The organism is Pseudomonas sp. LBUM1660, assembly GCF_059695935.1.
The window spans coordinates 991,434-1,012,219 of sequence record NZ_CP166795.1 but is presented as its reverse complement, the minus strand read 5'-3'; the positions used below and the strand labels follow the sequence as shown (position 1 = coordinate 1,012,219).

15 protein-coding genes and 1 pseudogene are annotated in these 20,786 nt (G+C 61.0%); 4 read left to right on the top strand and 12 right to left on the bottom strand.

Annotated features, from left to right (window positions below; all coding sequences use genetic code 11):
* Nucleotides 1–47: 47 nt before the first annotated feature.
* The 4 genes from ACA068_RS04635 to ACA068_RS04620 are packed head-to-tail and all read right to left on the bottom strand — an operon-like array spanning nucleotide 48 to nucleotide 2,105.
* Nucleotides 48–323 (bottom strand): type II toxin-antitoxin system RelE/ParE family toxin, encoded by a 276-nt coding sequence (locus tag ACA068_RS04635; protein WP_497307981.1) that lies wholly within the window; start codon nucleotides 321–323, stop codon nucleotides 48–50.
* Nucleotides 323–586, bottom strand: coding sequence for a CopG family ribbon-helix-helix protein (locus ACA068_RS04630; protein WP_497307979.1), 264 nt, complete (start codon nucleotides 584–586; stop codon nucleotides 323–325). Before ACA068_RS04630 ends, ACA068_RS04635 begins: the two co-directional genes overlap by 1 nt.
* Before the next feature lie 56 nt (nucleotides 587–642).
* On the bottom strand, nucleotides 643–1,428 hold the full coding sequence (locus ACA068_RS04625) for a tetratricopeptide repeat protein (protein WP_497307977.1): 786 nt from the start codon (nucleotides 1,426–1,428) through the stop codon (nucleotides 643–645).
* On the bottom strand, nucleotides 1,425–2,105 hold the full coding sequence (locus ACA068_RS04620; protein WP_497307975.1) for a Fe2+-dependent dioxygenase: 681 nt from the start codon (nucleotides 2,103–2,105) through the stop codon (nucleotides 1,425–1,427). The genes ACA068_RS04625 and ACA068_RS04620 overlap by 4 nt, the downstream gene beginning before the upstream one ends.
* A 206-nt stretch (nucleotides 2,106–2,311) precedes the next feature.
* Between ACA068_RS04620 and ACA068_RS04615 the strand changes: the two genes are divergently transcribed.
* Complete coding sequence (locus ACA068_RS04615; RefSeq protein ID WP_497307973.1) at nucleotides 2,312–4,627, top strand: TonB-dependent receptor; 2,316 nt, start codon at nucleotides 2,312–2,314, stop codon at nucleotides 4,625–4,627.
* Nucleotides 4,628–4,883: 256 nt separating this feature from the next.
* On the top strand, nucleotides 4,884–7,412 hold the full coding sequence (locus tag ACA068_RS04610) for a PepSY domain-containing protein (protein ID WP_497307971.1): 2,529 nt from the start codon (nucleotides 4,884–4,886) through the stop codon (nucleotides 7,410–7,412).
* A gap of 123 nt (nucleotides 7,413–7,535) precedes the next feature.
* Here the strand turns inward: ACA068_RS04610 and ACA068_RS04605 are convergent, their stop codons facing one another.
* The 4 genes from ACA068_RS04605 to ptsP form a co-directional block, all read right to left on the bottom strand.
* Nucleotides 7,536–9,077, bottom strand: coding sequence for an alkaline phosphatase D family protein (locus tag ACA068_RS04605; RefSeq protein ID WP_497307969.1), 1,542 nt, complete (start codon nucleotides 9,075–9,077; stop codon nucleotides 7,536–7,538).
* Nucleotides 9,078–9,244: 167 nt separating this feature from the next.
* On the bottom strand, nucleotides 9,245–10,984 hold the full coding sequence (locus ACA068_RS04600; protein WP_497307968.1) for a PTS fructose-like transporter subunit IIB: 1,740 nt from the start codon (nucleotides 10,982–10,984) through the stop codon (nucleotides 9,245–9,247).
* 11 nt (nucleotides 10,985–10,995) lie between these two features.
* Nucleotides 10,996–11,937 carry a 1-phosphofructokinase gene (gene pfkB / locus ACA068_RS04595; protein ID WP_497307966.1) on the bottom strand — a complete coding sequence of 314 codons (942 nt, stop codon included), beginning with the start codon at nucleotides 11,935–11,937 and terminating at the stop codon, nucleotides 10,996–10,998.
* Entirely contained in the window at nucleotides 11,937–14,798 is a 2,862-nt protein-coding gene (ptsP, locus tag ACA068_RS04590; RefSeq protein ID WP_497307964.1) for a phosphoenolpyruvate--protein phosphotransferase, read from the bottom strand. Before ptsP ends, pfkB begins: the two co-directional genes overlap by 1 nt.
* Nucleotides 14,799–15,080: 282 nt before the next feature.
* On the opposite strand from ptsP, the gene cra reads away from it, so the two are divergent.
* Together cra and ACA068_RS04580 are read left to right on the top strand one after the other, a co-directional pair.
* Nucleotides 15,081–16,076, top strand: coding sequence for a catabolite repressor/activator (cra, locus tag ACA068_RS04585; RefSeq protein WP_463852090.1), 996 nt, complete (start codon nucleotides 15,081–15,083; stop codon nucleotides 16,074–16,076).
* 3 nt (nucleotides 16,077–16,079) lie between these two features.
* Nucleotides 16,080–16,856, top strand: a complete 777-nt coding sequence (locus ACA068_RS04580) for a TatD family hydrolase (protein ID WP_497307962.1) — start codon at nucleotides 16,080–16,082, stop codon at nucleotides 16,854–16,856.
* 129 nt (nucleotides 16,857–16,985) lie between these two features.
* Here ACA068_RS04580 and ACA068_RS04575 read toward each other — a convergent pair whose 3' ends face one another.
* The 4 genes and pseudogenes from ACA068_RS04575 to ampD form a co-directional block, all read right to left on the bottom strand.
* Entirely contained in the window at nucleotides 16,986–17,690 is a 705-nt protein-coding gene (locus ACA068_RS04575; RefSeq protein WP_497310535.1) for a methyl-accepting chemotaxis protein, read from the bottom strand.
* 153 nt (nucleotides 17,691–17,843) lie between these two features.
* Nucleotides 17,844–18,047: pseudogene (locus tag ACA068_RS04570) on the bottom strand (HAMP domain-containing protein); the annotation flags it as partial.
* A 1,283-nt stretch (nucleotides 18,048–19,330) separates the two neighbouring features.
* Complete coding sequence (ampE, locus tag ACA068_RS04565) at nucleotides 19,331–20,167, bottom strand: regulatory signaling modulator protein AmpE (RefSeq protein WP_497307961.1); 837 nt, start codon at nucleotides 20,165–20,167, stop codon at nucleotides 19,331–19,333.
* Complete coding sequence (gene ampD, locus ACA068_RS04560) at nucleotides 20,164–20,724, bottom strand: 1,6-anhydro-N-acetylmuramyl-L-alanine amidase AmpD (RefSeq protein ID WP_497307959.1); 561 nt, start codon at nucleotides 20,722–20,724, stop codon at nucleotides 20,164–20,166. Before ampD ends, ampE begins: the two co-directional genes overlap by 4 nt.
* Nucleotides 20,725–20,786: the final 62 nt, after the last annotated feature.

The window sequence follows — 20,786 nt, the reverse complement described above, 5'->3', positions numbered from 1 at the left end:
GTCATGGGCTTTTTTGTGTCTGACATTCCAGGCTGTCGGAGCAACTTTTATCGGTTTTCTCTCACATGCCAAAGACGAAGGATGTAGAGCGTGGAGCCTTGAATCTCATACCGCATTTCGTAATGGCCGACCAAAAGTCGTCGCACATCTCGCGGTTCAAACTCGTCGACTCGCTCTCCGATCCGAGGATTGCTGATTAACGCTTCGGGAGCCTGAGTGAGAGATTGCATGGTACGGGCTGCCGCAGGACGATTGACTACCGCAAAAAAATCAAAAAATCGGGCGAGATCCGATAACGCCTTGCTCGTCCACTTCAACTCCATCAGTACGGTACCGGCAACGGTTTATCAGTGCCCAAACTTTCTGCCCAGGCTTGGACAGACTGATGATCAATCACACGTCCGGCGTCAACGTCAGTCATTGCCTCACGAGTAAGCCGGCTGCGGTCCTCTTCCAGATCGACCCAGTCAGCAAGCGCTTGCTTCACGATCCAGCCCCGTGAACGCTCCAGCTTCGCAGCCATCTGATCGACTTTATCAGCTAGCTCCAACGGGACATGGGCCGTCAGCACTTTGGTTGCCGCCATGATTTCGTCTCCAGGAAGCAATTGATGAGATGTGATTAGTTTCCAATCATAGTGATTTAAACCAGCTCAACAACCCCTGACACGGACCGCTCATCGCTCATCTGAGCGACGCGCTGATGATAGAGAGCCGCTAACTCACGAATTTGTGGATTCAAGGCGCTCAACAGCGCCTTGCTCGCCACCCGCAGAAAATTCAGATTCCCCGCCTCCATCGCCTTGCGTAACCAACCCAGCGCTTCTTCGATATGTCCCTCGTCAGCCAGCACCGCGGCATAACTGAACTGCCCGCGAAAGTCACCGCCGAGCGCCGAGCGTCGATACCACTCACGCGCAGCTTGCGGATCCGCCGGACACTCCCGTCCTTGTTCCAGATAACGCCCCAGCAGGTTCATCGACTTCGCATGACCCAGCTCAGCCGCACGGCGATAAAGGTTCAACGCTTGCAACTGATCCTCAGTCACCCCGCGTCCGGTGGCCAGCAGATTGGCGTAGTTGTACATCGCCCAATCCAGCCCGGCGTCGACGGCGATTCGATAATGCCGCGCAGCAATCGAGGCATCCGCCGCACACCCCCAGCCATGTTCATGACAACGACCGAGCATGTTGCGCGCCATCAAGTGACCGCCCTGAGCCGCAATCGCGAACCAGCGCAGCGCCAGCGCCTGATCCATCGCGATGCCCTGGCCGTCCAGCAGAATCTGCCCGAGCAAGGCCTGAGCGTCGAGCACGCCTTCGCGGGCAGCGATCAGAATCGCCTGCGCCGCACGAGCGGGGCTTTCCTCCAGCATGGCTTTGAGCGAATCACCATCGAGGACTTCCTCGCGGCGCAATTGAAAACTCATACGTCGACCCAGCGACGCAAGAGGTTGTGATACGTGCCCGTGAGGCGGATCAGCGACGGGTGATCGGGCATGTCCTGAGTCAGTTGCTGGATCGCCCCGTCCATCTCGTACAGCAACGCGCGCTGACTGTCTTCGCGCACCAGGCTTTGGGTCCAGAAGAACGACGCATAACGCGTGCCGCGGGTGACGGCGTTGACCTTGTGCAGGCTGGTGCCGGGATACAGGACCATGTCCCCGGCGGGCAACTTCACGCGCTGGGTGCCGAAGGTGTCCTGGATTTCCAGTTCTCCGCCGTCATAGTCGTCCGGTTCGCTGAAAAACAGCGTCGCTGACAGATCGGTGCGAACCCGCTCGATACCGCCCTTGGGCTGGCGCACGGCATTGTCGATATGAAAGTCGAAACTGCCGCCCGCCGTGTAACAGTTCAGCAACGGAGGAAAAACCTTGTGCGGCAACGCTGCGGACATGAACAGCGGATTTTTCCACAGCCGCTCCAGCATCGCCGCGCCCACTTCCTTGGCCAGCGGATGACCTTCAGGCATTTGCAGGTTGTGCTTGGCTTTGGCCGACTGGTAGCCGGCGGTGATTTTTCCATCGGCCCAATCTGCCTGCTCCAGAGCCTCGCGGATGCGCTGCACTTCTTCTTTCGCGAACACGCCGGGAATGTGCAGCAGCATGGGATGACACCTGGAGGTAAAGAGGCGGCAATGGTATTGATTCTTATTGGCCGTGTAAAACCCCCACGACGAACGAATCATCAAAAACCGTAAGGTTAAATTGTAAAGAATGTAAATTCCTCGCGAATAGTAACGTTTCGCAATTGATACAAATACGCGTCTACCCTATATTCCGCGGCCTCAAATCCTTGGGGAGGGGAATTCACATGTCACGCCAACAATCACAATTACCGGTCAGTTCACCGCGTTTGCTCGCGTCTGCAATTGGCGTGGCGATCACGGCCGGCTCTGCCGGACACATGGTTTTCGCGGCGCAAGAGACCGAGGGAAAAGCGCCGGGCAATGCGATTTCCCTGGGCGCAACCGCCATCACTGGCGAAGCTCAGGACGCGACGTCCTACAACGTCGAAAAAGCCTCCTCGCCCAAGTACACCGCACCGCTGGTGGACACACCGCGCTCGGTCACCGTCATCCCGCAGCAGGTGCTCAAGGACACCGGCGCCCTCAACATGCAGGACGCACTGCGCACCGTTCCGGGCATCACCTTCGGTGCCGGTGAAGGTGGCAACCCACAAGGCGATCGTCCGTTCATTCGTGGTTTCGACGCTCAGGGCGACACCTATCTGGACGGCGTGCGCGACACCGGTTCGCAGAGCCGCGAGATCTTCGCCGTCGAATCGATCGAAGTCAGCAAAGGCCCGAACTCGGCCATTGGCGGCCGTGGCGCGGCGGGCGGCAGCATTAACCTGGTGAGCAAAAAGGCGCACTTGGGCGACTCGTTTGACGGTGGTTTTACCTGGGGTTCGGACCAGACCCAGCGTTACACCCTGGACGGCAATTACCAGTTCACCGACACCGCCGCTGGCCGTCTGAACCTGATGAGCCACGAAAGCAATGTCGCCGGCCGTGACAGCGTCGATTACGACCGCTGGGGCATCGCGCCGTCGCTGGCGTTCGGCCTGGGCACCGACACCCGGGTCAACCTCGATTACTACCATCTGGAAAGCAACGACACGCCAGACTCGGGCATTCCGTACACCATCCCGGTCGCCGGTTCCGCCGCCCGCACCAAGTCCAACCCGGACAAGCCGTTCGCCGGTGGCGATGACAGCAACTTCTACGGTCTGGATCGCGATTTCCGCAAGGGCCGCACCGACACAGCAACCTTCGCCATCGAGCACGACCTGACCGATGCGCTGACCGTCAAGAACACCCTGCGCCACGGCAACAGCATGCAGGATTACATCCTGACCCAGCCGGATGACAGCAAGGGCAACGTCAATAACGGCAGCGTCTGGCGCCGGGCCAACACCCGCGTCAGCAACACCGAGACCACCACGAACCAGACCGATCTGTTTGGCGACGTCTACATCGCCGGGTTCAAGAACAGCTTCTCCACCGGTATCGAGTTGAGCCACGAGGAAAGCGAAAAATCCTCGTACAGCGTCAACACCGACACCACCCCGGCGACGGCTGCAGCGACAAACAACTGCCGCCCGGCGATCATCGGCGCACCAAGCGGCTACAACTGCACCTCGCTGTCCAACCCGAACCCGAACGATCCATGGAACGGTGCAATCTCGCGTAACTACGCCGGCACCGATACCAAAGCCAACACCTATGCGCTGTACGTGTTCGACACGCTGGAATTGTCAGAACAATGGCTGGTGAACATGGGCCTGCGTTACGACCATTTCGACACGAAGTACAAAACCTACAACGCGTCCAGCGTGACCACCTCCAAAGGAGATGATGTCAGCGAGTTCGTGACCGGCCAGTTCGGCGTGGTCTACAAACCGGCCGAAAACGGCAGCATCTACGCGTCCTATGCCACCTCCGCCACGCCGCCGGGCAACACCCTGGGCGAAGGCCAGGAAGGCAATCCGTTGGGCGGCACTCCGGATCGCAACGGCAATCTGCTGAGCAGCGACATGGAGCCGGAAACCACCAAGAACTACGAAATCGGCACCAAGTGGGACTTGCTGAACGATCGCCTGTCGCTGACCGCCGATATCTTCCGCACCGAGAAAGAAAACGCCCGCGTACAAGTCGATACCACTTCGTATGAGAACGCTGGCAAAACCCGCGTTCAAGGTATCGAACTGTCGGCCACCGGCAAGATCACTGAAAAATGGCAAGTCTTCGCCGGTTACGCCTACATGGACAGCGAGCAAGTCGACGGCGGCCCACTGGGCAAAGCCAACGATGGTAACGAGCTGCCTAACACCCCGAAAAACAGCGCAAGCCTGTGGACGACCTATCAAGTCACGCCGAAGCTGACCATCGGTGGCGGTGCGTTCTATGTTGACGATGTATTCGGCAGTGTGGCCAACACCACCATGGTCGATTCCTACGTTCGTTACGACGCAATGGCCGCGTACAAGTTGACTAAAAACGTCGACTTGCAACTGAACGTGCAGAACCTGACCGACGAAACCTACTACGACAAAGCCTTCTCGACCCACTTCGCCAACCAGGCGGCAGGCCGCACGGCATTGCTGAGCACCAACTTCCACTTCTGATTGCCAGCCACACCGCAATCCCCTGTGGGAGCGGGCTTGCTCGCGAAGGGGCCATCACACCCGATAAAGGTGTCGACTGATACTCCGCATTCGCGAGCAAGCCCGCTCCCACATGGGATGTGGGTGAGGCTGAAATCAGGCCAGGCCCCGTTCATCTACATGAACGGGGCTTTTGTACGTAAAAAAGAATGTTTCTCAGCAACCCACGGCATAATGCGCGCCGTGATGATTATTTCGAACGAACAAGGCGAGCGACGTGTTGAAGAAAACCCTGTTCCAGTTGCACTGGTTTTTTGGCATCAGTGCCGGACTGGTCCTGGCCCTGATGGGCATCACCGGGGCGATGGTGTCGTTTGAGGATGAAATCCTCAGCGTGCTCAATCCTTCCGTGCTGCAGGTCGAAAAGCAGGTTGCCGGTGTGCTGCCGCCCGCCGAACTGGTGGAAAAAATCGAGGGCGCCTCCGGCAAAAAAGTCGCGATGCTCTGGGTCGATACCGACAGCGGCAATGCCGCGCGGGTGAGTTTCACACCGCCACCGGGCGAACGCCGTGGCGAGATGCGCTACTTCGATCCGTACACCGCCGAGTTCATGGGTGAAGCCACCGGCCAGGACTTCTTCGGCCTGATGCTGCAACTGCACCGTTTCCTCGCCATGGGCGATACCGGGCGGCAGATCACCGGGGCCTGCACGCTGATCCTGGTGTTTTTCTGCCTGTCCGGTCTGTACCTGCGCTGGCCGCGCCAATGGAAAAACTGGCGCGCCTGGCTGACCCTCGACTGGAAGAAAAAGGGCCGCAGTTTCAACTGGGACCTGCACTCGGTGGCCGGCACCTGGTGCCTGGTGTTTTACCTCCTGTCAGCGCTGACCGGGTTGTCCTGGTCCTATGAGTGGTACAACAAGGGCCTGACCCAATTGCTTTCCGACGCTCCGCAAAAAGAGCGCGTGCGCGGCGGTCGAGGTCCTGCGCCAAGCGGCCCGGCGCCCACCGCCGATTACGCCGCCATGTGGAGCAGCATCTACAGCGCCGCAGGTCCGGCACTCAGTGCCTACAACATCCGCATGCCGCCCGTGGCCGGCCAACCCGCCACCGTTTACTACCTGTTGAACACTTCGCCCCATGACCGTGCGCTGAACCAGATCACCCTCGATCCGGCCACCGGCCTCGTCAAACGGCATGACCGTTACAGCGACAAGAGCCTCAAGGCGCAGTTGCTGACCAGTATCTACGCGCTGCACGTGGGCAGTTACTTCGGCATCGTCGGGCGGATCATCCTGACCCTCACCGCGCTGACCATGCCGCTGTTCTTCGTCACTGGCTGGTTGTTGTACCTGGACCGTCGCCGCAAGAAAAAACAGATCAGGGACGCCCGCAAAGACTTCGCGCAAACGGGCAGCAATGCACCCGCTTGGTTGATCGGCTTCGCCAGCCAAAGCGGCTTTGCCGAGCAACTGGCGTGGCAGACCGCCGGGCAATTGCAGGCGGCCGGCCTGCCGGTGAAGGTTCAGCCGCTGGCGAATGTCAGCGAACAGGATTTGCGTGAATCCAGCAATGCGCTGTTCGTGGTCAGCACCTTCGGCGACGGCGAAGCACCGGACAGCGCCCGGGTTTTCGAGCGCAAGGTGCTGGGCCAGGCGTCGAACCTGGAAAGCCTGAATTATGCGGTACTGGGTCTCGGTGATCGCCAGTATCAACACTTCTGCGGCTTCGCCCGACGCTTGCACACCTGGCTGGGCGAACATGGCGGCAAGACCTTGTTCGCCCCGGTGGAAGTCGACAGCGGCGACCCTTACGCCTTGCGTCACTGGCAGCAGCAACTCGGTCTGTTGACCGGGCAAGCGCCGGTCGACACCTGGCAAGCCCCGAGCTACGACCACTGGACCCTGACCCGCCGCGAGTTGATGAACCCGGACAGCAGCGGCTCACCGGTGTACTTGCTGGGCCTGACCGCCCCGACGACCAGCAGTTGGCTGGCGGGGGATCTGGTGGAAATCCTGCCACGCAATTGCCCGTGGGCGATCGAGCATTTCCTTGATGGCCTGGGCATTGAAGGCCGGGCTATGGTGACCTTCGACGGACTGTCGCAACCGCTGGAGCAAGCCCTCGCCAGCCGACAACTGCCGGAAAACAGAACCCACCTGGTCGGCCTGCACGCGCAAGCGCTGGCCGACGCCCTGGTGCCCTTGGCCCTGCGCGAATACTCCATCGCCTCGATCGCCGCCGACGGCGTGCTCGAACTGATCGTGCGTCAGGAGTTGCATGCCGATGGCAGCCTGGGCATCGGCTCCGGTTGGCTGACCGAACACGCGCCGGTGGGTGGCACCATCAGCCTGCGAGTGAGGCGCAACAGTGGCTTCCACCTGCCGACCGAGCCGGTGCCGATGATCCTGCTGGGCAACGGCACCGGGCTGGCCGGGCTGCGCAGTTTGCTCAAGGCGCGCATTACCGATGGGCAGCAACGGCATTGGTTGCTGTTCGGTGAGCGAAATCGGGAATACGACTATCTGTGCCGCGATGAGCTTGAGGAGTGGTTGACGTCAGGTGATCTGGAGCGACTGGACCTGGCGTTCTCGCGGGATCAGGCCGAGAAGATTTATGTACAGGATCGGCTGCGTGAGTCTGCGGATGAGCTGAAAAAATGGTTGGCCGACGGCGCCGTGATTTACATCTGCGGCAGCTTGCAGGGAATGGCTTCAGGCGTGGATCACGTACTCAACGAAGTGCTCGGGATTGAAGAAGTGGACCGACTGATCGAACAGGGCCGTTACCGCCGCGACGTCTACTGACAACCCGCACTCCCTGCAGGAGTGAGCCTGCTCGCTATGAGGTCATCACATTCAACAGCTTCGTTGACTGTGAGATCGCCATCGCGAGCAGGCTCGCTCCTACAGGGGGCTGGCGTACGACCATCAGACCGGCTGCACTTTCTGCTCAAACACCGCCACCCCATCCAGATCCCGTAACACCACACTCATCTCCCCCGTCTGCCCATCGATATTCACCTCGCCAAAAAACTGAAAACCGGCAAACGGCGAGGTGTTTTGTGCCAGCGGAGCTTTCTCGAAAACCACTTCGGGCCCGAAGGTCTTGTCCAGCGGATTGGGTCCGAAGCTCCCGGCATTCAACGGCCCGGCCACAAACTCCCAGAACGGCTCGAAATCCTGGAACGCGGCGCGATCCGGGTGGTAATGATGCGCGGCGCAGTAATGCACATCCGCCGTCAGGAACACGTAATTGCGCACCTGCTGCGCCCGTAAAAAGCCCAAGAGTTCAGCGATTTCCAGTTCACGTCCCTGGGCCGGTCCGGGATCACCGTTGGCCACCGCTTCCCAGCGCGCCACACCCGGGCGGACCTCTCCGTCGGGAACGCCGAGGCCGATCGGCATGTCGGCGGCGATGACTTTCCATTGGGCAGTGGAGGCTTTTAACGAAGCCTTGAGCCAGTCGAGTTGCTCACGACCAAAAAACGGTTTGCCGGCGCCGAGGTTGTCGTCATTGGCTTCGCGATAGCTGCGCATGTCCAGCACGAACACATCCAGCATCGGCCCATAGCCAAGCTGGCGATAAATCCGCCCGCCGCCATCGGCGCTCTGTAGACGCATGGGCGCATATTCGAGCCAGGCCTGGCGGGCGCGGCCCACCAGGCTGTGGATATCTTTGCTCTTGTATCGGTCATCCAACTGCTTGCCCGGTGACCAGTTGTTCACCACTTCATGGTCGTCCCACTGCCAGATCTGCGGGACTTCGGCGTTGAAGCGACGGACGTTTTCGTCCATCAAGTTGTAGCGGTAATTGCCGCGGTAGTCGTCGAGGGATTCAGCGACCTTGCTCTTGGCTTCGCTGGTGATATTGCGCCACACCCGGCCGCTTTCGGTGGTCAGTTGCGCCGGCACCGGACCGTCGGCGTAGATGGTGTCGCCGCTGTGGATAAAGAAGTCGGGCAGGCGCAGACGCATGGCTTCGTAGATGCGCATGCCGCCGATTTCCGGGTTGATGCCGAAGCCCTGGCCAACGGTGTCGCCGCTCCAGACGAAACGAAGGTCGCGCCGGGTTTGCGGCACGCTGCGCAAGTGGCCGAACCAGGGTTCGCTGGCGACGCCGCTGTGGGCGTCTTCGAAATACACGCGATAGAAAATCGACTGATCGGCCGGCAGGCCCGTGAGTTCGACCCGTGCGGTGAAATCGCTGCGCGCATCGGCCAATGGCGAGACGAATCGACGGGGGTTGCTGAACAAGCTGCGGGTGTCCCATTCCACCACCATCCGCGCCGGCCGGTCGCTGCGGCTCCAGATCATCGCCCGGTCGCCCATCAGATCGCCGGACTGCACGCCATCGGTGAGTTGCGGACGGTCCTTGACCGAGGCGATGACGGCCGGCGCCAGCCCTGGAAGCAAAAGCCCGGCGCCGACGGCTTGCATGACACGCCGGCGGCCGAGGTCGAATTCGCTCATGGTGTTCTCCCTCAAAAGGAAAACTAAAGCACGTGCGCATGAAACCGGTGTGACACCGCGCGCCCATGTAGGAGCGAGGCTTGCCCGCGAAGACGGTTTAACATTCAACAAAATATGTGTCTGTCAGTTCGCCTTCGCGGGCAAGCCTCGCTCCTACAAGGTTGGTGTCAGGCCTTGGCGGGTTCCAGTGCCATCTCAACAACTTCCGGCCGCTTGAGCAGCGCATACGCCACCGCCGTCAACAAACTCCCCGCCACAATCGCCAGCAGGTACAACAGCGCATGGTTGATCGCATTCGGGATCGCCAACACAAACAACCCACCGTGCGGCGCCATCAGTTTGCAGCCGAAATACATCGACAACGCACCGGTCAATGCGCCCCCGGCAATGCTCGCTGGAATCACCCGCAACGGGTCTTTGGCAGCAAACGGAATCGCCCCTTCGGAGATGAAACACAGCCCCAACACCAGCGCCGCTTTACCCGCCTCGCGTTCGGCCTGAGCAAACTTGCGCCGTGCGATAAACGTGGCGATGCCCAAGCCAATCGGCGGCACCATGCCGGCGGCCATGGTCGCGGCCATCGGTGCATAACTTTGCGAGGCCAGCAGCCCGACCGAGAACGCATACGCGGCCTTGTTGATCGGTCCGCCAAGGTCGACGCACATCATTCCGCCGAGCAGCACACCGAGCAGAATTGCGTTGGTGGTGCCCATGCTGTCGAGGAAGTGTGTGAGCCCCTCGAGCATCCCAGCCACCGGTTTGCCGACGATGTAAATCATCACCAGGCCAGTGAACAGGCTCGCCAGCAACGGGATGATCAGGATCGGTTTCAGCGCCTCAAGACTTTGCGGCAAGCGTGCGTATCGATTGATCGCCTGCGCCGCGTAACCGGCGATGAAACCGGCAATGATCCCGCCGATAAAACCGGCGCCCAAGGTGCTCGCCAGCAGGCCACCGATCATCCCCGGCGCCAGCCCCGGACGGTCGGCGATCGAGTAGGCGATGTAACCCGCCAGCAACGGCACCATCAACTTGAATGCAGTCTCGCCACCGATCTGCATCAGTGCGGCGGCGAGTGTGCCTTCCTCCTTGAATGCGGTGATACCAAACACGAACGACAACGCAATCATCAAGCCGCCCGCCACCACCATCGGCAACATGAACGACACGCCCGTCAGCAGGTGTTTATAGACGCCGGTCTTCTCCTGTTTGGCCGGGCCTTTGGCGCCGGTCGATGCGGTTTCCTGCTTGCCTTCGGCCAGCGCTTTATTCAGCGTCGCCTCGGCTTGTTTCAACGCAATGCCAGTACCGCAGCGGTAGATTTTCTTGCCGGCAAAACGCTCGGTGGCGACTTCGATATCGCACGCCAACAGCACCACATCGGCATCGGCAATTGCCGCAGCGCTGAGTGGATTGCGCGCGCCGACCGAGCCCTGGGTTTCTACTTGCAGGTCGTAGCCCAGACGCTTGGCTGCTTGCTGCAAGGCTTCGGCGGCCATGAAGGTGTGAGCGACACCCGTCGGACACGCCGTGATCGCCACCAGGCGTGGCGCGTTTTGAACGGCAGCAGCAGGTTGCGCGACAGCTTCGGGCGCGACATACACCTGAGCGTCTTCAGCACCGCGTCGCAGCACCGCTTCGACATCCTGCAGCGCTTGAGCGGGCGTGCTCTGGAAGACGCGTTTGCCAACAAACCGCGACATATCCACCGGCGTACTGGTGACCAGCAGCACCCACTCGGCCGCTTCAATCGTGGCCGCTGACAGCTGACGTTCCGGGTGCGCGGCATCCACCACTTCGACGCTGGTGCTCCAGCCCTGACGCTGGGCCGCTGCATCGAGCAAACGGGCGCACAGCACACTGGTAACCATGCCGTTCGGGCAGGCCGTAACAATGGCTAACTTCATGACAAACCCTCTTATTGTTCTGTCAGGGTGCGGATGCGCACGCCCTGTTCGAGCCGCGCCAACTGCGCGACATCGCCCATTCCGAAACCGATCTGCGTGACCGCCATCGCGGCAATCGCCGTAGCGGTGCGCAAGGTCTGTTCAGGCGTGTCGGCGCTGAGCAAACCGTGGAGCATGCCGGCCAGCAACGAATCGCCCGCGCCCACGGTGCTGGCGACGCTGACCTTGGGCGGCGTGGCATGCATCGCCGTGCCGACACTGAACCAATTCACGCCATCGGCACCGTGGGAGATCACCACATGCTCGATGCCTTGAGCGCGCAAACGGCTCGCCGCTTCGGCTTGTGCCGCCACCGATATCACCTCGCAGCCCAGCGCGTCGGCCAGTTCTTCAGTGTTCGGTTTGATCAGCCAGGGGCCGGCCTTGAGCGCAGCACGCAAGGCTTCGCCGCTGGTGTCGAGGGCGACGTTCAGACCGAGGTTTTTCAAACGCTCAATCAACGCCTGCAACCACTGAGGACTGATCCCTTGTGGCAGGCTGCCGGCCACAACGACGGCGTCATGACCGGGCGCAATCTGATCAAGTCGATCCAGCAACGCTTGCTGCGCGGCCTCATTGACCATCGGTCCTGGCCCGTTGATGTCGGTGATGCGCCCATCGTTTTCCGCCAGTTTGATGTTGCTGCGTGTCTCACCGGGCACCCGGATGAACGCATCGACAAACCCGCGTTTGGCGAACAGGGTTTCGAACGCTTGAAGGTTGTCTTCACCGAGGAAACCGCTGACCGTCAGTTGATGCCCGAGGTCGGCCAGCACCTGCGCCACGTTCACGCCTTTACCGGCGGCGTGGGTGTGCATCTCGTCGCTGCGATTGACGTGGCCGGGCTCAAGACGCGGCAACTGCACCGTCAAGTCCAACGCCGGGTTGAGCGTAAGGGTCAGTATCTTGGCCATTACAGGGCCTCCACTAATGCGCGCACTTCATTGGCGCTGCCCACGGCCAGGGCCTGTTGGGCGAGAATTCTGGTTTGGCTCAGGCTGAGTTCGCGGATGCGCGCCTTGACCTCGGCAATGCTACGACCGGACACGCTGAGCTCGTCCACGCCGAGACCGACCAGCACCGGCACCGCCAGCGGGTCGGCCGCCAGCTCACCGCACACGCCGACCCACTTGCCGTTGGCATGGGCCGCGCGCACGGTGATGTCGATCAATTGCAGCACCGCCGGGTGCAAGCCGTCAGCCTGGGCCGACAAGGTTGGATGACCGCGGTCGATGGCCAGGGTGTATTGGGTCAGGTCATTGGTGCCAACGCTGAAGAAGTCCACTTCCTTGGCCAGCACTGGAGCAAGCAAGGCCGCCGATGGCACCTCGATCATGATCCCCAGTTGCAAGTCGGCGACGGGGATTTCCAGACGCAGGCGTTCGGTCATGTCCCGTGCCTGGCGCCACTCATCAACGCTGCCGACCATCGGGAACATAATCCGCAACGGGCGGTTGTCCGCCGCACGGAGCAAGGCGCGCAATTGCGCTTCCATGATCTGTGGACGCTGCAAGGTCAGGCGAATGCCACGCACGCCGAGGAACGGGTTTTCTTCTTTCGCAATCGGCCAGTACGGCAGTGGTTTATCGCCCCCGACATCGAGGGTGCGAACGACCAAGGGACGACCAGCCAGGCCATCGAGGACGCGGCGGTATTCGACTTCCTGGGTCGCCTCGTCCGGCGCCTGGGAATGGGCCATGAAAATCAGTTCGGTGCGCAGCAAACCAATGCCTTCGGCACCCTGCTCCACCGCGCTGGTCACGCCTGCGCTTTCGCCGATGTTAGCGAACACTTCGACCGCGTGGCCGTCGGTGGTCAGCGCCGGTTGATGACGTTGTTCGGCGGCGGCTTTCAGGCGTTGTTCGCGGGTGTCGCGTTCTTCGGTGGCGCGCTGCAAGGTCGCCGCGTCGGCGTCCACGTGCAGACGACCGCGCTGACCGTCAATCAGCAACGGCGTGCCCGGCGCCAGCAGCAACACCGCTGCACCGGCACCGACCAAGGCCGGGATGCCCAGCGCCCGGGCGACAATCGCGCTGTGAGCGGTCGCGCCGCCACGGGCCGTGAGAATGCCGGCCACGCGGGTTGGATCGAGACGGGCGACGTCGGACGGGCCGACTTCGTCCATCACCAGAATGTACGGCTGATCGGGTTCACTCGGGGTTTCGACGCCGCTGAGTTGCGTCAGCACCCGACGGCCAATGTCGCGCAAGTCAGCGGCCCGTTCGGCGAGCAAGGCGTCCTGCAGCGATTCCTGTTGTTTGGCCGCGGCTTCGATCACCGCCATCCACGCCGCTTCGGCGCTTTCGCCTTGCTTGAGGCGGGTGTCGACTTCATCGGTCAGTTCCGGGTCGTCGAGCATTTCCTGGTGGGTGATGAAAATCTCGCGAATGGCCTTGGATTTGCTGCGCTCGATCAAACCTTCGATGTCGCGACGCACGTGCGCCAACGCCTGTTTGAGACGCTCGCGCTCGATGGCGGCGGACTCGCCACGCAACGGGTAATCGATGGTTTGCAGCACTTGAATGTGCGCCGGGCCAATGGCGATGCCCGGTGCAGCGGCAATGGCCTGGACCAGGCTGCCGGACGCTGGCGCGAGGAGCACTTCGGCGACATCGGCAAACACCTCGCGCTGCTGGCTCACGGCGGGCAACGGCTCGACTTCTTCGCCCAAGCCCTCTTCGATGGCGGCGAGCAAGGCTGGCAAGGCGTCGGCGGCGATGCTCGGTTCAGCGACGAATTCCAGCACCTGACCGCGCCGGGCGCCGAGGCTGAGCAATTTGCTCAAGCTCTTCACCGACACGGCGCTGTCCTGGCCATCGACGATGCGCACGCGGATTTCGCCTTCAAAACTCTTCGCCAATTGCGCAAGGATTTTCGCCGGGCGTGCGTGCAAACCGTGGGCGTTGGCCAACGCAATGCGCGCGCTCGGCCAATCCGCCGGCAGTTCACCGCCCAGCACTTCGAGGACTTTACGGCTGCTGGTGGCGCGGCCCAATTCGTGGCCACGGCCTTCGATCAGCAACGCACAAAGACGCTCGAGCAAGGCCTGATGGGCTTCGCCGAGGCTGGCCAGGCAGAACAGACCGCTGAGCGGCTGGCCGAGGTAGCGCATGGGTTTGTCGGGGGTGACGAAGGCCAGGCCCGGGCGCTTGACCGTTTGTTCGCTGTGCAACCACCACAAGCCATCACCCAGCGGCAGCGCCTCGACTTGCTGCAAAACAGCGGAGAAACCGTTGCTCACGCAATCTGCCTGGCGCAGCAAGCGCGCACCGCGCCACACCAGTTCTTCGAAGTCATCGGCGGAGACACCAAGGCCGATCATTTGTGCATCCAGCGCCAGTTCTTGCGGCGCGCCTTGCAGCAGTTTCAACAAGGCTTCGGCGGAACTGGCGCGACGCAGGGCCTGGCCGAGGTCGGTTTCACCGAGGGCGCGGGTCAGCAGTTGCAGCAATCGCAAGTGCTCATCGGATTTGGCGGCGATACCGATCGCCAGGTACACGATCTGGCCATCGCCCCAATCCACGCCTTCGGGGAACTGCATCAGCCTCACGCCGGTGGAAAACACCAGATCGCGGGTTTGCGGCGTACCGTGGGGGATGGCAATACCTTGACCGAGAAAGGTCGAGCCCTGGGCTTCTCGCGCCTGCAAACCGGTGAGATAACCCTCGGCCACCAGGCCATCGGTGACCAGATGCCGGGCCAGCAATTGCAAGGCTTCGGACTTATCCACGGCAGACTGGCCCATGGATATCTGCTCTATGGTGAGCTCGAGCATGCTTTCTCCTTTTTGGCGTCTGTTGGCGCCAGGTATTGTTTTGAATGATTCAGCTTAGGCGCTTAGTCATCATTTTTGGCGGTTTCGCGGCAGAACCGGCCAAATGCGCTTATAACGTAGAAAATACGCCTGCTGAAACGTTTAATCTAGAATGATTGGCACGTTACTCGATAATGTCCCATCCTTGAAGTCCAACTTGTCGGATGTGTTCAGACCATGGTCGTCTGCCCGAATCGGGTAGGATTGGCGAAAATGTCGGCCGAAAAACAAGGAAAGCCCGCGTTGAAACTCAGTGATATCGCACAGTTGGCCGGTGTGTCCGTTACCACCGCCAGTTATGTCATTAATGGCAAGGCCGAACAGCAACGGATCAGCAGTGCCACCGTCGAGCGCGTTCGTGCGGTCGTCGAACAACATGGCTTTACGCCCAACCCTCAAGCGGCCGGGCTGCGCAGTCGGCACACCCGCACCCTGGGCTTCATTCTGCCGGACCTGGAAAACCCCAGTTACGCACGAATCGCCAAACTGCTGGAGCAAGGCGCCCGGGCGCGCGGTTATCAATTACTGATCGCCAGTTCCGACGATGCGCCGGACAGCGAACGGCAATTGCTGCAGCTGTTTCGTGCCCGACGCTGTGATGCGCTGATCGTCGCCAGTTGCCTGCCCGCCGGTGATGACAGTTATCGTCAGTTGCAGGCCAAAGGTATTCCGATCATCGCCATCGACCGGGTGATGGAGCCTGAGCATTTCTGTTCGGTGATCAGCGATGATCGCGAGGCCAGCCTGCAACTGACCCGCAGCCTGCTCGACCCTCTGCCCAAGCAAATCGCGCTGATCGGTGCCCGTCCTGAACTGAGCATTAGCCAGGAACGTGCCGCCGGGTTCAAGGAAGCGTTGAGCGGGTTCAAAGGCGACGTGCTGATCGAGCATGGCGAGTCGTTCAGTCGCGAGTGCGGCAAGCAGTTGATGGAAGAACTGCTGCAGCGCCTGGGGCATTTGCCGGATGCGCTGGTGACCACGTCCTACGTGCTGCTTCAAGGCGTGTTCGATGCCTTGCACGACTTCCCGCTGAAAACCCGTCCGCTGCGCCTCGGCACATTCGGCGACACGCAGTTGCTGGACTTCCTGCCGCTACCGGTCAACGCCATGGCCCAGCAGCATCAGTTGATTGCCGACAAGGCGCTGGCGCTGGCCCTGGCCGCCATCGAGCAGTCCGATTACCAACCCGGCGTGCAAGCCATCGCGCGGACCTTCAAGCAGCGTATTCGCCAGGACTGAACCGTGGAGCTGATCGACAGCCACACTCATCTGGATTTTCCGGACTTCGACGAGGACCGCACGGCGCTGCTCGCCGAAAGCCGCGCCCTCGGGGTGCGGCGGATGGTGGTGCTAGGGGTTTATCAGGGAAATTGGCAGCGGGTCTGGGACCTGGTGCAAAGCGATCCCGACCTGCATGCGGCACTCGGTTTGCACCCGGTGTACCTGGACCAGCATCGCCCTGACGATTTACTCGAACTTGGTGACTGGCTGACTCGCCTGGCGGGTCATCGGCAATTGTGTGCCGTGGGTGAGATCGGTCTGGATTACTTCATCGAAACCCTCGACCGAGACCGCCAGCAGGCTTTGTTCGACGCACAACTGCAACTGGCGGTGGACTTCAATCTTCCGGCGCTGATTCATGTGCGGCGCAGCCATGCCGCGGTGATTGCCACGCTTAAAAGGTTTCGACTGAAACGCGCGGGCATCATCCATGCCTTCGCCGGCAGCAAGGAAGAGGCTCGCGAGTACATCAAACTCGGTTTCAAACTGGGCCTGGGCGGTGCCGCGACCTGGCCGCAGGCGTTGCGCATGCACCGCGTCCTCGCCGATCTGCCCCTGGAGTCGGTGGTGCTGGAAACTGATTCACCAGACATGGCGCCTGCCATGTTTCCCGGTCAACGCAACAGCCCGGCGCACTTGCCGGCGATCTGCTCGGCACTGGCCGGGATCATGTCGATCAGCCCTGAGCAATTGGCGGCAGCGAGCACGGCCAATGCCTGTGAGTTGTTCAACTGGTAAATCAGCCCTGCACAAAAACCTGTGGGAGCGAGCCTGCTCGCGAATGTGGTGTGTCAGTCACTCATGAATTCGACTGATACACCGCTTTCGCGAGCAAGCCCGCTCCCACATTTTGATCCCTGTGTGCCGTCAGACCCGGAACGCACTGATCAGTTGTTTGAGTTCCACCACCTGGGCTGACAACGCACGACTGGCGTCCTCGGTCTGGTGCGCACCTTCGGCGGTGCGTTCGCCCGCACGGTTGATCTCTACGATGTTCTGATCGATGTCGTGAGCCACGGCGGTCTGCTGCTCCACCGCGGCGGCGATCTGTTGGTTCTGGTCGACGATCATACCGACGGCCCCGAGGATGTTTTCCAGCGCCTGCTGGACTTTTTCCGATTGCCCGACGGTGCCATCGGCCACCTGATGGCTGATGCCCATGGCTTTCACCGCCGCGCCGACACCGTTGTGGAGCTTGGTAATCATCTGCTCGATTTCTTCGGTCGATTGCTGGGTGCGCTTGGCCAGGGTCCGCACCTCATCGGCCACCACCGCAAAACCACGCCCCTGCTCACCGGCACGAGCGGCCTCAATGGCGGCGTTGAGCGCCAGCAGGTTGGTCTGCTCGGCGATGCTTTTGATCACTTCCAGCACGCGGCTGATGGACTGGCTGTCGCTGGCCAATTGGTTGATGACCCGCACCGACTGATCGATCTCACTGGCCAGTTGCGCGATGCTGCCCTGCTGGGACGCTACCAGGCCGCGACCGCTGATGGTCTCGTCGTTGACGCTGTGAGCGCTGCTGACCGCCGCGGCGGCACTGCGCGCCACCTCAAGGGAAGTGGCCGACATCTGATTCATGGCCGTGGCGACCTGCTCGATCTGCGAGCGCTGCCCCGCCACCGCCTGATTGCTTTGGGCAGAAACACTTTCGACCTGCCCGGCCTGGCGCTCGACCTCATTCACGGTCTGGCCTACGCGCTCGATCAGGTCATGGATTTTTTTCACGGTGCCATTGAACACCTCGCCCAGCTCGCCCAGCTCATCGCGACTTTCGGCGCGGAAGGTCACCGTCATGTCGCCCGCCGCCACTTTGTCCAGCGTCGCGCCCAAGCGTTTGAGGGTGGTACGAGTCGAAGCGTAGAAGCCGCCATAGAGGTAGAAAATCAACACAAACACCACCGACAGCGCCACGGCCTGCAAGACCATGTGGGTGCGGTTCTGCTCCAGTCGCTGCTGTAACTGGGTACCGAGGAATGTCAGGGTCGCTTCATTGAGTTGGTAGGTCTGGTCCATCAGGCCGGTGACCTGATCGTAAAAAGTCTGCCACGGCGCATCGAGGGTGTCGGCCATCACCACCTGTTCTTCGAACAGCTCACTGGCCTTTTTCAGCGAGGCCTTGCTGCTCTCGGCCTGGGCGGTCAGGGTGTCACGCGCCGCTTTGCTGGAGCCCAATGCATCATTGAGCTTCAGACCGTATTCGCCCTGAAGCTTTTCGATCTGCGCCAGCAACTCATCGAATCGGGTGCTCGACGACGAATTCAGAAAACCTTGCCCAAGCGAATAGGAACCCATCGCCCGGCCGTCGCCCAGGATCTGGGTCACCGGCGGAGTCACGTTGGTAATGAGTTCGCTGAGCTGACGCATGTCGCTCTGGGTATCGCGGCTCAGGCCGGCCTGACTGGCGATGATCTGGCTGAAAATCTGTGCGCTGCCGAGCAACTTCCCAATCATTCCACTTTTGCTTTGCAGGGAGGTTTCCGCTTGCTGGGCCTTGAACGCCGCGATCATTTCATCGCGTTTGCCATCGAAAACCGTGATCTGTTCCGGATCAGTGGTCATCGCCGTCAGCCCTTGCAGGCGGGCCAGAACGCTTTGCTCCAGGGCGCTGATCTTCGTCTCGACATTACCGGCCTTGCCAGACTGGCCAAGGGTGACGTTGATTTGCACCAGGTTGTTCAGGGTTTCCAGATCACGCCGCAGGGTCAGGCTGCTGCCGAGCAGGTCGAGGCTTTGCAGTTCGACCTGTGTGCCCTGGAATTCACGATAGGAGTCGCGGACCAGGTAGAAGTTGGTCACCAGCATCGGCACGAGGAACAGCACACTGATCAGGCTGAACTTCATGCCGAAGCTCAGGCGATTCATCAGCGCGACGGCGGGATAGAGCAAGCTCTTCACTGGAAGTCTCCCTTTTGATTCTTATTTTTATTGGCAGGCGCGGGTCGACGGCAGATAGCCACTATTCAGCGCTATCTCTGTATAGCTTAAATCGGCAGGGGGTTTTGTAACTTAAGGTTAACGGCAGATCGCCGGTCTTGAGATCGATGATCCTTCTTGTGGCGAGGGAGCTTGCTCCCGCTCGTCTGCGAAGCAGACGCAATGCAGACGAGCGGATTTTCCTGACATATTCGCGTGGCCGTTTGAGGGCGCTGCGCGCCCAGCGGGAGCAAGCTCCCTCGCCACAATGACGTTCACGTCAGACAGCTGTTGGGTTACGGGAGGACCGTCCACAACGCAAAACCTGCATACCAGAGCACCGCCGCACGCAGCAGCAATTCCCAGATCCGGTCCAGGCTGTTGATACCATCCGGTCCGACGACCGGTGCAGGAATTTCGCCAGCCACCAGGCCGACTTTCTCGATCAACTGGGCGGCGCTGATGTTCCAGTTCAGCAGTTCATGCAACATGACACGGCTGACCGCGACAAAGTTTCCGACCAGCGCGAAACTGGCCGCCAACAGACGCACCGGCACCCAATCAAACGCATGACGCAACTGTACAGCGCGCTCGACCACGGCCGGGTTCTGTCCGTGCTCTTCGACCAGCGCCAGCAGCCGGTAGCTGAGGGCGGCGACCGGGCCCAGCACGAAGTACCAGAAAATCACCGCGAAAAAGCTCTGGTAGGCCTCCCACAGCAAATGGCCTTCGACCCGCTCAAGCAGTTGTTCGCCGCTATCGGCGCAGATGTCCACGTCGCGCTTCGCCACATGGGCAGCGGCTTGCAGGTCTTCCCGGCGCCAGGCATCGCGAAACGGTCCCAGGCCAGCCAGCAAATCGCCGCGACCCAGACTGTAAATCACCACCAGCAGGTGCACCGGCAACGCCAGCAACCCGTAGGCCACCGGCTCAAGCACCACCAACAACAAACCCAGCAGCGCCACCGGCAACAACACCAGCACCACCAATATCAGCCATGGCCGATCGATCAGGCGCGGACTGACTTCAAGCTTGTTCAGTTCACGCACCCAACCGCCGTCACGTTGGACCCGATGGCGCAGGGCCGAAAACTTCTCGATCCAGACGGCCAACAGCAACACCAGAAAACTCATTGTTGTTCCTCTTTTTCCAGGGCGGCGCGATAGCGCGCCCAGTCGAACGCAGGTCCCGGATCCGTCTTGCGCCCCGGTGCGATGTCGCTATGCCCACAGATGCGCTGCGCGGTGATCGCCGTAAATGTGCTTTGCAGTTGTCGGGTCAGTGTCGTCAACGCCTGATATTGGGCGTCGGTGAACGGCAGATCATCCGTGCCTTCGAGCTCGATACCCACGGAAAAATCGTTACAGGTGTCCCGCCCCTCGAAACTCGAGACACCGGCGTGCCAAGCGCGCTCAAGGCAAGAGACAAACTGAGTGACGGTGCCGTCACGCTCGATCAGAAAGTGCGCAGACACCCGCAGGTCAGCAATCCCTGCAAAGTAGGGATGCTCCGTGACATCCAGACGATTCTGGAAAAATTCCTGCACCTTGCCGGTGGCGAACTGCGCTGGCGGCAGGCTGATGTTGTGGATCACCAGCAGGGAAATTTCGCCCGAGGGGCGCGCATTGAAGTTGGGCGAGGGGCATACACGCACGCCCTGACACCAACCACTCGCGGGGTCCAACTGCATACAGGTTCCTTCAACGACGACTGTGTTGGCGCCCAGTATGCCGCGATAGGCCCTCGGGGCGC

What these genes read in the sequence shown, in the direction of transcription:
- ACA068_RS04620 (WP_497307975.1), bottom strand. Translation starts at nt 2,105, where the DNA reads ATGCTGCTGCACATTCCCGGCGTGTTCGCGAAAGAAGAAGTGCAGCGC.
- ACA068_RS04635 (WP_497307981.1), bottom strand. Translation starts at nt 323, where the DNA reads ATGGAGTTGAAGTGGACGAGCAAGGCGTTATCGGATCTCGCCCGATTT.
- ACA068_RS04615 (WP_497307973.1), top strand. Translation starts at nt 2,312, where the DNA reads ATGTCACGCCAACAATCACAATTACCGGTCAGTTCACCGCGTTTGCTC.
- ACA068_RS04575 (WP_497310535.1), bottom strand. Translation starts at nt 17,690, where the DNA reads ATGTCGGCCACTTCCCTTGAGGTGGCGCGCAGTGCCGCCGCGGCGGTC.
- pfkB (WP_497307966.1), bottom strand. Translation starts at nt 11,937, where the DNA reads ATGGCCAAGATACTGACCCTTACGCTCAACCCGGCGTTGGACTTGACG.
- ACA068_RS04600 (WP_497307968.1), bottom strand. Translation starts at nt 10,984, where the DNA reads ATGAAGTTAGCCATTGTTACGGCCTGCCCGAACGGCATGGTTACCAGT.
- ampD (WP_497307959.1), bottom strand. Translation starts at nt 20,724, where the DNA reads ATGCAGTTGGACCCCGCGAGTGGTTGGTGTCAGGGCGTGCGTGTATGC.
- ACA068_RS04630 (WP_497307979.1), bottom strand. Translation starts at nt 586, where the DNA reads ATGGCGGCAACCAAAGTGCTGACGGCCCATGTCCCGTTGGAGCTAGCT.
- ampE (WP_497307961.1), bottom strand. Translation starts at nt 20,167, where the DNA reads ATGAGTTTTCTGGTGTTGCTGTTGGCCGTCTGGATCGAGAAGTTTTCG.
- ACA068_RS04605 (WP_497307969.1), bottom strand. Translation starts at nt 9,077, where the DNA reads ATGAGCGAATTCGACCTCGGCCGCCGGCGTGTCATGCAAGCCGTCGGC.
- ACA068_RS04625 (WP_497307977.1), bottom strand. Translation starts at nt 1,428, where the DNA reads ATGAGTTTTCAATTGCGCCGCGAGGAAGTCCTCGATGGTGATTCGCTC.
- ptsP (WP_497307964.1), bottom strand. Translation starts at nt 14,798, where the DNA reads ATGCTCGAGCTCACCATAGAGCAGATATCCATGGGCCAGTCTGCCGTG.